15 protein-coding genes are annotated in these 13,446 nt (G+C 65.9%); 4 read left to right on the top strand and 11 right to left on the bottom strand.

Annotated features, from left to right (window positions below; genetic code table 11):
* Nucleotides 1–4 precede the first annotated feature (4 nt).
* The 5 genes from GRI42_RS05675 to GRI42_RS13815 form a co-directional block, all read right to left on the bottom strand.
* Nucleotides 5–1,471 (bottom strand): M48 family metalloprotease, encoded by a 1,467-nt coding sequence (locus GRI42_RS05675; protein ID WP_160607362.1) that lies wholly within the window; start codon nt 1,469–1,471, stop codon nt 5–7.
* 112 nt (nt 1,472–1,583) lie between these two features.
* On the bottom strand, nt 1,584–2,528 hold the full coding sequence (locus tag GRI42_RS05680) for an acetyl-CoA carboxylase carboxyltransferase subunit alpha (protein WP_160607363.1): 945 nt from the start codon (nt 2,526–2,528) through the stop codon (nt 1,584–1,586).
* Between the two features lie 10 nt (nt 2,529–2,538).
* The gene (locus tag GRI42_RS05685; protein ID WP_325065303.1) at nt 2,539–3,429 is read right to left on the bottom strand and encodes a tyrosine recombinase; all 891 of its coding nucleotides are present in this window, start codon (nt 3,427–3,429) and stop codon (nt 2,539–2,541) included.
* Between the two features lie 7 nt (nt 3,430–3,436).
* Nucleotides 3,437–5,254, bottom strand: a complete 1,818-nt coding sequence (locus GRI42_RS05690) for a hypothetical protein (protein ID WP_160607364.1) — start codon at nt 5,252–5,254, stop codon at nt 3,437–3,439.
* Nucleotides 5,251–5,391, bottom strand: a complete 141-nt coding sequence (locus GRI42_RS13815) for a hypothetical protein (protein WP_170289991.1) — start codon at nt 5,389–5,391, stop codon at nt 5,251–5,253. The genes GRI42_RS05690 and GRI42_RS13815 overlap by 4 nt, the downstream gene beginning before the upstream one ends.
* A 71-nt stretch (nt 5,392–5,462) precedes the next feature.
* On the opposite strand from GRI42_RS13815, the gene GRI42_RS05695 reads away from it, so the two are divergent.
* From GRI42_RS05695 to GRI42_RS05710, 4 genes are read left to right on the top strand one after another with little or no spacing between them, the layout of a single operon-like run.
* Entirely contained in the window at nt 5,463–6,032 is a 570-nt protein-coding gene (locus GRI42_RS05695; RefSeq protein ID WP_160607365.1) for a shikimate kinase, read from the top strand.
* Nucleotides 6,023–7,132 carry a 3-dehydroquinate synthase gene (gene aroB / locus GRI42_RS05700; RefSeq protein ID WP_160607366.1) on the top strand — a complete coding sequence of 370 codons (1,110 nt, stop codon included), beginning with the start codon at nt 6,023–6,025 and terminating at the stop codon, nt 7,130–7,132. Before GRI42_RS05695 ends, aroB begins: the two co-directional genes overlap by 10 nt.
* 10 nt (nt 7,133–7,142) lie before the next feature.
* On the top strand, nt 7,143–7,913 hold the full coding sequence (locus GRI42_RS05705; RefSeq protein WP_160607367.1) for a cyclase family protein: 771 nt from the start codon (nt 7,143–7,145) through the stop codon (nt 7,911–7,913).
* Between the two features lie 2 nt (nt 7,914–7,915).
* On the top strand, nt 7,916–8,377 hold the full coding sequence (locus GRI42_RS05710) for a GNAT family N-acetyltransferase (protein WP_160607368.1): 462 nt from the start codon (nt 7,916–7,918) through the stop codon (nt 8,375–8,377).
* 6 nt (nt 8,378–8,383) lie between these two features.
* Here GRI42_RS05710 and GRI42_RS05715 read toward each other — a convergent pair whose 3' ends face one another.
* The 6 genes from GRI42_RS05715 to GRI42_RS05740 all read right to left on the bottom strand — a co-directional run bounded on the left by GRI42_RS05715 (nt 8,384) and on the right by GRI42_RS05740 (nt 13,433).
* Nucleotides 8,384–8,644 carry a hypothetical protein gene (locus GRI42_RS05715; protein WP_160607369.1) on the bottom strand — a complete coding sequence of 87 codons (261 nt, stop codon included), beginning with the start codon at nt 8,642–8,644 and terminating at the stop codon, nt 8,384–8,386.
* Between the two features lie 182 nt (nt 8,645–8,826).
* Nucleotides 8,827–10,848 (bottom strand): acetyl-CoA carboxylase biotin carboxylase subunit, encoded by a 2,022-nt coding sequence (locus GRI42_RS05720; RefSeq protein ID WP_160607370.1) that lies wholly within the window; start codon nt 10,846–10,848, stop codon nt 8,827–8,829.
* A 70-nt stretch (nt 10,849–10,918) separates the two neighbouring features.
* Complete coding sequence (locus GRI42_RS05725) at nt 10,919–11,359, bottom strand: hypothetical protein (protein ID WP_160607371.1); 441 nt, start codon at nt 11,357–11,359, stop codon at nt 10,919–10,921.
* 129 nt (nt 11,360–11,488) lie between these two features.
* Nucleotides 11,489–12,274, bottom strand: coding sequence for a heme-dependent oxidative N-demethylase family protein (locus tag GRI42_RS05730; protein WP_160607372.1), 786 nt, complete (start codon nt 12,272–12,274; stop codon nt 11,489–11,491).
* The gene (gene bioB / locus GRI42_RS05735; RefSeq protein ID WP_160607373.1) at nt 12,271–13,281 is read right to left on the bottom strand and encodes a biotin synthase BioB; all 1,011 of its coding nucleotides are present in this window, start codon (nt 13,279–13,281) and stop codon (nt 12,271–12,273) included. Before bioB ends, GRI42_RS05730 begins: the two co-directional genes overlap by 4 nt.
* Nucleotides 13,278–13,433 (bottom strand): hypothetical protein, encoded by a 156-nt coding sequence (locus GRI42_RS05740; protein ID WP_160607374.1) that lies wholly within the window; start codon nt 13,431–13,433, stop codon nt 13,278–13,280. The genes bioB and GRI42_RS05740 overlap by 4 nt, the downstream gene beginning before the upstream one ends.
* Between the last annotated feature and the right edge of the window lie 13 nt (nt 13,434–13,446).

A 13,446-nucleotide genomic window follows, 5' to 3' on the forward strand; every position in this document is an offset into this window, starting at 1 on the left:
CGACCTAGCGGCCGCGCACCACGATCTTCACCTTCTGGCCTGCGCGCACCGTGTCGCTCGACGACAGGCCGTTGAGAACGCGGAAGCGGGTTTCCTGCGCATCCGAATAGGCCATCTTCGCCGCCATTGTGGCCACTGTGTCCCGCGAACCCACCGTCACCACGTCGATGCTGCGCGGAATGACATTCGCCGCCTCGGTCGTGGAGATGCGGCGCATCGACTGGAACATGGCGTTGAAGGTCCCCGACTGGCCCGCCGGCGTCAGCGCGAGGAAGTGGTAAGCCCGGTCGTTGGCGAATTCATAGGCGAACACGGTCACATCGACCTGCTGCCCGCCATTCGCCACTCGCGCGGTGCCATAGGCCGCCGGAAGGCCGTTCACGGTCGTGCGCTGGATGCTCGACGGGGTGATCTGCTGCTGCTGGCTGAGCGCCGCAAACACGCTGCTCACATAGCTCTGCAGGTTGCCGTTGTACGGCCCCATCGAGAACTGGGCCTTGCCGCTCTGCCCGCTGATCGTCACCGCGCGGGTGCCGTTGACCATGTAGAAGCCCTGCGGCGCGGTGAAAGCAAGGCGCAGGTCCGGATGGATGAACTGGCGCCCCTCGACCACGCCCTGCTGCGGATCGTCGCCATACAGGATGCCGTCGATACGCGTCAGGAAGGTGTCGCGGTTGGTCACTCCGCCCGTGCCGCCGGTCTGCTGCGCGAAGCTGAGCGCGGTCTGCACGCGGCTTGCCGGATCGGGGTGGGTGGAAGCCCATTCGGGCAGGCGCGCATTGTCGCGGCCCATCAGCTGCGCATCGAGCGCATTCTGCGCCGCAAGGCTCGACAGCACGGTCGCCATGGCGCGCGTGTCGTAACCGGCGGTATTGAGGTACTGGATGCCGAGGCGGTCCGCCTCCAGCTCCTGCTCACGGCTGAACTTGAGCGTCAGCAGCTGCGAGCCCTGCAGCGACAGCTGCCCGAGCTGCTGGCCGACGCCCGAATTGCCCAGCAGGACCGAGCTGGCGATCGCGCCGAGCACGCCGAGGATGGAGTTGCGCTGTGCTGCCTGCTGGCGGCGTTGCGAATGGCGGGCGGCAACATGGCCGACTTCGTGCCCAAGCACGCCGGCCAGTTCGGCCTCGTTGTTCATCAGCGCGACCAGCTGGCGCGTCGTGTAGACGTAGCCGCCAGGGATCGCGAAGGCATTGTTCACCGGGCTGTTGAGCAGCGAGACGGTAAAGGCGCTGCGGGCATTGCCGAGGCCAGACTGCACCGCAATATTCTGGCCGACGGTTTCGACGTACTGTGCCTGCGGCCCGGTCATCGCGCCGCCGAATTCGGCGAGCAGCTGCGGATGCGCCTCGGCGCCCTGCTGCGCCTCGCCCTGCGAGATCGGTGCCGAGCTGTCGGGAATGGTGGCGCAGCCGGTCAGCGCGAGCGCGAGCGTCGCGGTCGAGGCGGCGAGTGTCTTCATTGCGGACATTGGGTTCCCCTTGATTCTGGCCATGCGGGTCCCACCGCCGCCGGGCCGGTTCTTATACGCTAGGGGAAACAGGGGGATGCGGCTGTTTGTTCCCGCATCCCGAAACTTAGGCTCAGCCCGCGATCTTGAGGAAGCGCTCCTCGCGCATCCGAATCAGCTCTTCAGGCGAATAGCGCGACAGCATGTCGAGTTCCTCGCCGATCGCCTCGCCCAGCGCATGGGCGGCTGCGCGCGGGTCGCGGTGCGCCCCGCCCACGGGTTCGGCAACGATCCGGTCGATAACGCCGAGCTCGGCAAGGTTCTGCGCCGTCACCTTCATGGCTTCGGCCGCATCGGGCGCCTTTTCGGCAGTGCGCCACAGGATCGAGGCGCAGCCTTCGGGCGAAATCACCGAATAGACCGCGTGTTCGAGCATCAGCACCCGTTCGGCGCTGGCGAGCGCGACCGCGCCGCCCGAACCGCCCTCGCCCACGATGGTCGCGACCATCGGGACCGGCAGGGCAAGGCACGCCTCGGTTGAACGGGCGATGGCTTCCGCCTGCCCGCGCTCTTCCGCCTCGACGCCCGGGAAGGCACCCGAGGTATCGACCAGCGTCACCACCGGCAGACCGAAGCGGCCCGCCAGTTCCATCAGGCGGATCGCCTTGCGGTAACCTTCGGGCTTACCCATGCCAAAATTGTGGCGCAGGCGGCTGGCGGTATCGTTGCCCTTTTCGTGGCCGATCAGAACGACCTTGCGGCCGTCCAGCTTGGCAAAGCCGCCCATGATCGCCTCGTCCTCGCCATAGGCGCGGTCACCGCCCAGCGGCACGAACTCCTCGAACGCATATTCCACGTAGTCGCGGAAATGCGGGCGCGAGGGATGGCGGGCGACCTGCGTCTTCTGCCAAGGCGTCAGAGCGGCATAGGTCGTTGCAAGCAGGTCCGCGCTCTTGAGTTCGAGGCGTTGCAGCTCGTTGGAAATGTCGACATCGTCGCCCTCGGCCGCATTGCGCAGTTCGGCAATGCGCGCTTCGAGTTCGGCAACCGGCTTTTCGAATTCGAGATAGGAAATCATCGCAGACCCGCTAGTCGCTCGCGAGCGGACGGGCAAGGGGATGGCGTTCGTTCACTAGCTTTACCAACCGTGCCGCGTCGACATGGGTGTATATCTGCGTGGTCGCGATATCGGCGTGGCCGAGCAGCGTCTGCAGGGCGCGCAGGTCCGCCCCGCCCTCCAGCAAGTGGGTCGCAAAGGCGTGGCGCAGCACGTGAGGACTGAGCTTTTCGGGCGGCAAGTCGGCACGCACCGCCAGTTCCTTGAGCAGCTGGAACAGCCTGACCCGCGAGATATGCCCGCTGCGCGAGGGAAAAAGGAAGCGCGAGCCCTGTTCGCGCAAGGCTAGCCAGCGCGAGAGTGCCTGCTTCGCGCGGCGGCTCACCGGCACCATGCGCGCCTGCCCACCCTTACCGGTGACGGTGAGGAACGGCTCGTCGCGCGGGACTGCCGAAATCGGCAGCGAGACGAGTTCCGTTGCGCGCAGGCCCGATCCGTAAAGCAGTTCGAGCATCGCCAGCATGCGCACAGCCTCAGGCCGGTCGCTGGCAGCCTCGTCCTCCGCACGGGCGAACAGGGCCTCAACCTGCGCATGGCTGAGGATCTTGGGCAGCGGCCGTCGCGTGGCAGGGCGCGGCAAGGCATGGGTCGGATCGTCCTCGCGCAGCCCCTCGTCGAGGAGAAAGCCGTAATACTGCCGCAGCGCCGAAATCTTGCGCGCCATGGTCGAGGCCGCGAGCGAGGCCCAGCCCTGCCCCAGCTTCGACAGCTGCGCAGCAGATGCCCCGGCAAGGTCGCCGCCCAGCAGATCTTCCGCCTGTGCAAGGTCGCGCCCGTAGGCGAGGATGGTGTTGCGCGCCGCGCCGCGTTCGGCGGCGAGCATGGCGAGGAAATCCTCGATCGTGCCTCCTGGGACAGCCACCGCCGGCTCAGGCCCGCGCGACCGCCTCCGCGGCGATCATCCGGGCTTCGGCTTCCATCCCCACGCGGTTGAGCGCGGAAACGATGTGATAGAGGTGGCGCGCGGTCATGCGGTCCCAGCTGTCGCCCTGCATGCCGAGGCCTGCGAGGTAGGCGACGAGCGCGCGGTTCTCCACCGCGGCAGCGCGGTCGATCATCTGCGTCCAACGCGTGGGCGCACCGAGGTTCATCTCCAGACGCTGTGAATATTCGGCGATATCGCCCTCGTTCACACGACCAAGGCCCGCAAGCCCGGCGAGCAGCATGCGCGACTTGCGACTGTTCTGCGAATCGTCGTCATCGAAGAATGTGTCGAGCTGGCCGTCGCTGACCGTACCGCCGCGCGGATTGGCCAGCGCCAACAGTGCCCAGCCGAGGCTTCCAGCGTCCACGGCGTCGGCCCAGCGCAGCGCATCGCGTTCGAGCCCGGCGGTGAGCATGGAGGCGATCAGTTCGCCTGCATCATCTGCGAAATCCTCGCTCGGTGTGACGCGCGCGGCGGCATAGGCGGTCAGCACCATGCGCCCGTAATCGGCATCGCTGCCGCTCCACACGTCGCGGATGGCCGCGACGCGGTTGGCAGGCGACGGATCGACATAGGCATCGCGCAGGCGTGATGCGGTAGTCAGGGCTGGCCCCTCGCCCGCGTCGGTGCGCGCCGCGTAGAGCTGGCCGTAGAGATCGACGATGGCTTCCGCCGAGAGCACGCCCGAAGCGGCGGCGACGTCGGAACCGCGAATGCGCTGCGTTACCGGGAGGGCGGGCGTCATCGCTTCGGAGATAAGGTAGGTCGCGCCCAGATCGTCGGTGAGGTTTTCCGGCAGCGGTTCGCCCAGCGCATTGGCCAGCGCAAAACGCCATGGGGTCATCGAATCGATGCCGTCCCACTCGATCGTCACCGCGCGGCGGCCATCACCTGCCGCCCCGGCGAAGCGCTGGGCCAGCAGCACGTCGATCCGCGCGTCTCCCTCGGCGCGGGAGAGCAGGCGGCGAAGATCGTTCTGGGCGCGCTGCGATTCGCCAGCGAATGCCGCGCAAATGCCTTCGAGCATGGCCCAATTGGCAATCTCGTCCGTGCCGGTGCCGAGGCGGACCGAAGGGCAGGCCCCGACGATGTCGGCCGCGCCGATGTAGGCATCGACCGCGGCCTGCGTCAGCGCAGGCGAGTAGTTCGCCGTGTCGATATCCTGCACAAGTGCACGGGCAGCCGCATATTCGCCCATCGAATTGAGCACCCGCACGCGCAGGGTGGCGAATTCGATCGGGCTCATGCCCTGCGGCGCGTCGAGACGGCTGGCGAGCGCACGGCGCATGAGGATGTGCCCCCAACGCGACACCATGGGGCCGCGAATGCCTCCCAGCGTGGCGCGCACGAGTCCGGCAGGCTGGTTCGCCAGCGAGAGCGGCGGCAAACCGCCTTCTGCTGCGGCAATCACCCCGACCCGCGACAGCGAACGGCGCGCGGCGGGCGGAATGTCGAAGCGGGGCTTCAGGCCGAGGACATCATCCAGTTCGGCTGTGCTCATCGCCTCGAGCTCTTCGACCGAGGGGATATCGGACAGGTCGATGCCAGAGGTGTCGACCGGCTCGGGCGCGCTCGGGAGCGGCTGGACCACTTCACCTGCCTGGCCCGCGGGAGCGGAAGGCGCAGGAGATGCGGCCGGCGCCGGGCTCGGCGCGGGCGTATTGGCGGAAGACGGTAGGATGCTTTCCGGCGCGCGCTGGGCCAGCACCACCGTGGAGGACAGGACAAGCGCCGCGCCGGCGAGCCAGTAGCCGCGGTTCATCGGGCGATCTCCGGCACTTCGACAGGCTCGGTAATCGGCCGGATCGGCTCTTCGCCGCCGTCGATCCATGCGATGACGAGCACGGCCAGCAGGGCAAGCGCAGCGATCCCCAGAATGCGCGGGCGTTTTACGGCCAAGATTTTCGTATCCTCGATCAACAATCCGTGTGACTTGCCCGCGCCCTAGCCCATCTATAGGCCGAGCGGCAATGAACAACGCGCACAAGCCTTCCGAAACGGTGGACCGTGCCGGCATCGCCAGCAGGCTGGACCGGCCGTTGGTGCTCGTCGGGCTGATGGGCGTGGGCAAGACCAGCATCGGGCGAAGGCTGGCAGGCGCGCTCGGGCGCGATTTCGTCGATGCGGACGAGGAGATCGAAAAGGCGGCCGACCGCAGCGTCTCCGAAATCTTCGAAGAGCATGGCGAAGCCTATTTCCGCGACGGCGAACGCCGCGTGATCGCACGCCTGCTGGAGGAAGGCCACGGCGTCATCGCGACTGGCGGCGGTGCCTTCGTCGACCCCGAAACCCGCGCGCTGGTGCTGGAAAAGGGCGTCGCGGTGTGGCTCGACTGCGACCTGGACACTTTGGTCGAGCGCACGTCGCGCCGTAACACGCGGCCGCTGCTCAAGACCGGCGACCCGCGCGAAATCCTGGTCAACCTGAAGGAACAGCGCGGCCCCGCCTATGCAGAGGCGCAAATCCATGTCGTGACCGGCGACGGTCCGCACGATGCAGCCGTGAACCGAATACTGGAGGAACTGGCCGCATGGCTGTGATCGACGTCGCCCTGGCCGGGCGCAGCTACGAAGTGCGCGTGGGGCACGGCCTGCTGGCCGCCATCGGCGAACAGGCCACGCCGTTCCTGCGCAAGGCGAGCGTGCCGATCGTCGCCGATGCCAATGCCCGCAAGCACTGGGGCGAAGCGGTCGAGGCATCGCTGCGTGCTGCCGGCAAGGAGCCGCGCTGGTACGAGGTCGCGCCCGGTGAAGGATCGAAAAGCTGGGAAAGCCTTGCTCGTCTGACCGACTGGCTGCTGGCCGAAGAGGTCGAGCGCGGCGATCACGTGCTGGCACTGGGCGGCGGGGTCGTGGGCGACCTCACCGGCTTTGCCTGCGCCATCCTGAAGCGCGGCTGCGGCTTCGTGCAATTGCCGACCACCTTGCTGGCGCAGGTCGACAGTTCGGTTGGCGGCAAGACCGCGATCAACACCGCTGCAGGCAAGAACCTCGTCGGGGCGTTCCACCAGCCGGGCCTCGTGATGGCCGATCTCGACGCGCTCGGCACATTGCCCGCCCGCGAAATGCGCGCCGGCTATGCCGAGGTGCTCAAATACGGAATCCTCGGCGATTCCGGCTTTTTCGACTGGCTCGAAGCGAACGGGGCCAAGGTGCTGGCCGGCGATCCCGCTGCGCTCGAACACGCCGTGGCTGCCAGCGTCGCGATGAAGGCGCGGATCGTCGCCGAGGACGAGCGCGAGACAAGCGGCGCGCGCGCCCTGCTAAACCTCGGGCACACATTCGGCCATGCGCTGGAGGCGGAAACGGGCTTTTCCGACTGCCTGCTACACGGCGAAGGCGTGGCTCTCGGCATGGTGCTGGCCGCCCGCTATTCCGCACGGCGCGGGGAGATTTCCACCGACGCAGCCGAACGGATCACGCGCGCGGTCGATGCCGCGGGACTTCCGGCGGAAATCTCGGCCCTCGGCCTCGCGTGCGACGGACGCGCGCTGGCCGATCACATGCTGCACGACAAGAAGATGGATGCAGGCTCCCTGCCCTTCATCCTGCTGCGCTGCATCGGTGATGCCTACCTCGCGAAGGATGTCCAGCTGGCCGACGTCGCCGCCTTCCTCGACGAACAGCTGCAGGCGCATTAGGACGGAAGGCATGACGCGCTTCATCGACCTGTCCATCCCGATCACCAACGTCGTGGTCTCGGACCCGGAAGTGATGCGGCCGAAAATCCAGTACATGACCCACGAGAACACGTGGGAACAGATCGCCATGTTCTTTCCGGGCCTCGAAAAGCAGGACCTGCCCGACGGCGAAGGTTGGGCCGTGGAGATGCTGGAGCTTTCCACCCACAACGGCACCCACATGGACGCGCCGTGGCATTACCACTCGACGACCGACGATGGCGCACGCGCTGCGCCCAGCATCGACGAGGCGCCGCTCGACCGGTTCTTCCGCCCCGGCGTGAAACTCGATTTCAGCCATTTGCCGCACGGCCACGTGGTGAGCGCAGCAGAGGTAGAACAGGCATTCGATAAGATCGGTTACGACCTCCAGCCGCTCGACATCGTCCTCGTCCAGTCGGGCGCGGTCTACGGGACAGAGAATTTCACCGACCAGGGCGTCGGCCTTGGCGCGGAAGCGACCCTGTGGCTCACCGAAAGGGGCGTGGAAGTGGTCGGCACCGATGCATGGAGCTGGGATGCGCCCTTCAGCCACACCGCGCGGCGCTGGGCGGAAAAGCGCGACCCCGCGATCATCTGGGAAGGCCACAAGGCCGGCCGCATCAGGCCCTATTATCAGATTGAGAAGCTGACCAATCTCGCCGCCCTGCCCGACCACGGCTTCACCTTCAGCTGCTTCCCCGTGAAGATCGAGCGCGCCAGCGCAGGCTGGATCCGCGCGGTCGCGATGGTGGAAGGCTGACCATGCGGATCGCCGAGGCGAGCCTAGCGGACCCGGCGGTTCGCGATCTCATTGCATTTCACCAGCAGGACATGGAGGCGATGTCGCCGCCCGGCACCAGCTTCGCGCTCGACCTTTCGGGCCTGTCGGGGGGGGAGACGACCGTGCTGGGCGCGTGGGAAGGCGAGGAACTGGTCGCCATCGGTGCCCTTAAGCGGCTCGGTAGCGGGCAAGCGGAACTGAAATCGATGCGCACGCGGCCCGAACATCTCGGCAAGGGCATTGCGAAAGCGGTGCTGGAGGCGCTGATCGACCTTTCACGCGCGGAAGGGATTGCGCGGCTGAGCCTGGAAACGGGAACTTCGGACGAGTTCGTCCCCGCCATCAGGCTCTATACGAAATACGGTTTCGAACGCGGCGATGCCTTTGCGGACTACGTCAACGGGCCGCACAACCAGTGCTACCACCTCCCGCTGACGGAATGACCTTGCTCAGCCCGCGCGCGGTTCGAGCCGGGTGACCTTGGCCCCTGCGCCGACTGGCTGGTAATCGGCCAGCATCGCGTCGTGTTCTTCGAAAAGGCGTTCGATTTCAGGGCGGCGTTGCAGCAGCATCTGCGCGATGCCCGGTGCGAGGCTGTCGCCTTCGCCGATCTTGCCGAGAATGCCTGCGAGGTCTGCGATCGTCGCGTCCTCGGGCGTCTTGTGGTAATTGCCCCTGGTATCGAAGAAGCCTGTGCCCCTGTGTGCCATGCGATAACTCCTGTGCGTGTTGCGTCAGAAGCGAACCGAAGGTCCCCAGTATCTCCTGCTTACCGAGTCGGTAAAAGCTCGTTCACCATGTTTGGGTGCAATGCAGCGAAATTCGCAAGGAATGTCGCGCAACCCTTTCAAAAGATTGCGCAGCACTTTCCTTAATCGCGCAAGGCGCTTGCCTATTCGAGTTCGAGGATGACCTCGTCCACCGCGAGGCTGTCGCCCTCGCCGGCATTGATCTTGCCGACCACGGCCTGCTTTTCGGCGCGCAGGATGTTTTCCATCTTCATCGCTTCCACCGTGGCGAGCGGCTGTCCGGGCTGCACCTCGTCCCCTTCGGCAACGTGCAGCTTCACCAGCAGGCCGGGCATGGGGCAGATGAGCATCTTCGAAAGATCCGGCGGCTCCTTCTCGATCATGTGCGTTGCGAGGTGGGCGATGCGCGTCTGGAGGATGCGCAAGGTGTGCGTCGCGCCGCGCGTGGTGATCGCATAGCCCGTGCGGGTGGGCTTTAGCTGCAGCGTCAGCGCCTCGCCCTCCGCCTCGAGGTCGATCATCGTCTCGCCGGGCGTGTATTCCATGTCGAGATCGACCGGCTGGCCGTCGACCGTGATGGCATCTTCCTCCAGCACGACGCGGTAATCGGTCTCGCCCAGGCGCACGGTCCAGTCGCCCGGCGCGTAGAAATCGCCATCCAGTTGCTGGTCGATGCGCCGCGCGCGGTCGGCATCGGCAGTCGCGATGACCCCGCCCACGGCTGCCAGCACGCGCTTCAGGTCATCCGAGGCGGCTGCGCCCTCGAAGCCGTCGGGATATTCCTCGGCGATGAAACCGGTGGTCAGCTCGCCCGAACGGAAACGCGGGTGCTGCATGATCGCGCTGAGGAAATCGACATTGTGGCCGAGGCCTTCGATGCGGAAGGCGTCCAGTGCCTGCACCTGCATGCCTGCTGCCTCGTCGCGCGTTTCGCCCCAGGTGATCAGCTTGGCGATCATCGGGTCGTAGAACATCGAAACCTCGCCGCCTTCGAACACGCCGTCATCGACGCGCACGCCGGCGACGCCGCGGCGGCCGTTCTCCGCCCCGTCGTCGGCCCATGGCTCGACCGGCGGCTGGTAGCGCACCAGGCGGCCCGTGGAAGGCAGGAAGCCGCGATAGGGGTCTTCGGCATAGACGCGATTCTCGATCGCCCAGCCGTCGATCTTCACGTCGTCCTGCGTGATGGCGAGCTTTTCGCCTGCCGCCACGCGGATCATCTGCTCGACGAGGTCTACGCCGGTGATCGCCTCGGTGACCGGATGTTCCACCTGCAGGCGGGTGTTCATTTCGAGGAAGTAGAAGCTCTCGCCGGTCTTGTCGGCGCCGGAAACGATCAGTTCGACCGTGCCCGCACTGTAATAACCGACCGCCTTCGACAGGGCGACGCACTGTTCGCCCATGGCCTTGCGCATTTCTGCGCTGACGAAGGGCGACGGCGCTTCCTCGACCACCTTCTGGTGGCGGCGCTGGATCGAGCATTCGCGCTCGTTGAGGTAGATCACGTTGCCGTGCTTGTCGCCGAGGATCTGGATCTCGATGTGGCGCGGGTCCTCGATGAACTTCTCGATGAAGACGCGGTCGTCACCGAAGGAGTTGAGGCCTTCGCGCTTCACGCTTTCGAAGCCTTCGCGCACGTCCTTTTCGCTATAGGCAAGGCGCATGCCTTTGCCGCCGCCGCCGGCACTGGCCTTCATCATGACCGGATAGCCGATATCGTTCGAGATCTCGACCGCATGCTCGGTATCGCGGATTTCGCCGACGAAGCCGGGGACCACGTTCACGCCTGCCTCGCGGGCGATCTTCTTGCTCTCGATCTTGTCGCCCATCGCGGCGATGGCCTTGGTCGGCGGGCCGACGAAGGCGATGCCTTCCTTGTCCAGCGCTTCCACGAAGCTCGCGCGCTCCGAAAGGAAACCATAGCCCGGGTGAACGGCATCCGCGCCGGTCTGCTTGCATGCAGCGATGATCTTGTCGGCGATGAGGTAGCTTTCCGCCGCAGGGGCCGGACCGATATGCACCGCCTCGTCAGCCATCCGCACGAAGGGCGCCCGCGCGTCGGCATCGGAATAGACCGCCACGGTGGCGATCCCCATGCGCTTGGCCGTCTTGATGACGCGGCAGGCGATTTCGCCGCGATTGGCGATCAGGATTTTCTCGAACATTCAGGCTCCGGGAGCGGCAGAGGTCATGCACAAGCCTATGCCGCCCCTTCGGAGCCACATCAAGTCATGGTCAGTGATCGGCGTGCGCATGTCCGATGTAGCTTGTCTCTCGCGCGATCAGGGAATCGAATTCCTCCAGCAATTTCTGCGCCTTGTCCCGGCCGCCGGCCAGCTTCGACAGCTGTTCCATCCATGCGATATCGTCGGGCGAAGTGGCCCAGGTCATGTCGTTCGGCCCGCCTTCCATGGGAAAGACATACATCAGGTCCCATTCGCCGGTGTTGAGATGAATGCCGTGGATGCCGCTCTTCTTGCCGGTCATGCCGTCGGCCTTGGCGAAATAGTCGCGGATGATTTCCGTCCCGCGTCCGCGCTTGCCTTGCTTGAACTTGGTCAGGACCACGCGGGCCCAGGTCACGCCTTCCATGCGTTCCGGCCCTTCCTGGGCCATGGCAGGTGCGGCGGGAAGTGCGAGCCCAATTGCGGCTGCGGCGAGTAAAAGCTTCTTCATACGTCCTCTCCCTTCAAGGAATGCGGCCCTGAGAAGCGATCCGAATTCTAGTGATGCTGTTGTCCCCCAGCGGCGCGAAAGACACGCCTTTTCCCGCCGGGAGTCAAGGAAGGCGCCTAAGCACCCGCCTCAGCTGGATTTTTCCGAATAGGCGACCAGCGCGTCGGCATAGGCACCGGCGCCGCGGCGGTCGCCCTCGCCGTCCAGCAGGGTGCGCATCGCGCCCGCCAGCCGCTCGACATTATCGCGCGACAATTCGCCCAGCGGCGAGACGTAGATGCCGATGGTGAAGAGGATCGCGCCGGTTTCGGGCAGGCGGCGCAGCGTCTGGCGTTCGGAGCGCACGAACAGCGTCTCGCCCGCGTTGTCAGGCGTCACATGGGCAAAGGCCTGAGCCGGCGGCTGCGCCACCCAGCGCCGCTCGCCCGTGGCAGCGATGAACCAGTTGCAGCGCCCGTAGATCGCGCCTGCCTTCAGCTTGGCCATGAAATGATCGACCCCGCTGGCGAGCTGCTCCTCGTATCCCTGGATCGGCGCGTGGAGTGCGCGCAAGGGCAGCCCCATCTTGTCCGCCGGTGTCCAGTCGGACGGCCATGCGACCGCCGCACCGACGAGGCGGTACTGGTCGTCGCCTTCGCGAAGGGTGAGCAGGCACATGTCCTCGTGATGCGTGCGGGCCGCTTCCGGCAGCCCGCCCGACAGGTCGAGCATGGCGGCAAGCTCCGCCCCCGGTGCCTCGCCCTCCGGCGAAATCTGGATGCCTTGCGGATAGGCTGCAAACCCAGCCTCGCGTGCGGCGAGGTCGGGATCGGGCTGGAGCCACTCGTCCTCGTCCATCTTGGCGAGCCCCATCTTCAGCACGCCGCCACCGCGTGCGCGGGGCAGCAGGTCGTCGACGGAGAAGCCGAGGGTCACTCGGCAGGCTCCATGACCTTGCAGGCGCGCATCGGCTCTTCCTGCTTGAGCGCCGTAAGGCCCAGCTTGGCGAAGAGCGCCGCATCGCTGTCGTCGCCCGCATTGGGTGCGGTCAGCAGCTTGTCGCCGGTGAAGATCGAGTTGGCGCCCGCCATGAAGCAGAGAGCCTGCGTCGCTTCGCTCATGCTTTCGCGACCGGCGGAAAGGCGGACCATCGACATGGGCATGGTTATACGCGCAACTGCCACGGTGCGCACGAACTCGATATCGTCGATCTTGGCGAGCGGGGTGTCGGCCAGCATGTCGCCCAGCACCGTGCCCTTGACCGGCACGAGCGCATTGACCGGGACGCTTTCGGGATGGCGTTCCAGCGTGGCGAGCGTGTGGACGAAGCCCACCCTGTCCTCGCGCGTCTCGCCCATGCCAACGATCCCGCCGCTGCACACATTGATGCCCGCATCGCGAACATTCTGCAGCGTGTCGAGCCGGTCATGGTAATTGCGGGTCGAGATCACCCGCTCGTAATATTCCGGCCCGGTATCGACATTGTGGTTGTAGTAATCGAGGCCCGCTTCCTTCAGCATGTTCGCCTGTTTCGGCGTCAGCATGCCCAGCGTCATGCAGGTCTCCAGACCCATGGCGGAGACGCCCTTCACGATCTCGACGATGGCGGGCATGTCGCGGTCCTTGGGATTGCGCCACGCCGCGCCCATGCAGAAGCGCTGGCTGCCTGCATCCTTGGCCTGCGCCGCGCGCTGGAGGACCGATTGCACCTCCATCAGCTTGGTCGCCTCGACCCCGCTATCGGCCTTGACCGACTGCGAGCAATAGCCGCAATCCTCCGGACACCCGCCGGTCTTGATCGACAGCAGCGTGCAGAGCTGGACCTGCTCGGGCGGATGGAACTCGCGGTGGACGGTGGCCGCCCGGAAGAGCAGTTCGGTAAAGGGCAGGTCGAACAGCCCCGCGATCTCCTCGCGGGTCCAGTCGGTACGGATTTTGGTCAATTTTTCTTCCAGTTTTTGAGCCGCAAAAGCAGCGCGATGTAGATGAGCACGACGCCGATAACTGCCAGCCAAAAAGTCACTGGAGAGGCCATGTCGCAATCCGCTTCAGGCCCCATTCCGCAAGGGAGGAAAATGGCGAACAGCGCGATCATAGCCAGTAGCCAG

Origin of the sequence: Qipengyuania gaetbuli, assembly GCF_009827315.1 — a bacterium.
GTDB classification, from domain to species: Bacteria; Pseudomonadota; Alphaproteobacteria; order Sphingomonadales; family Sphingomonadaceae; genus Qipengyuania; species Qipengyuania gaetbuli.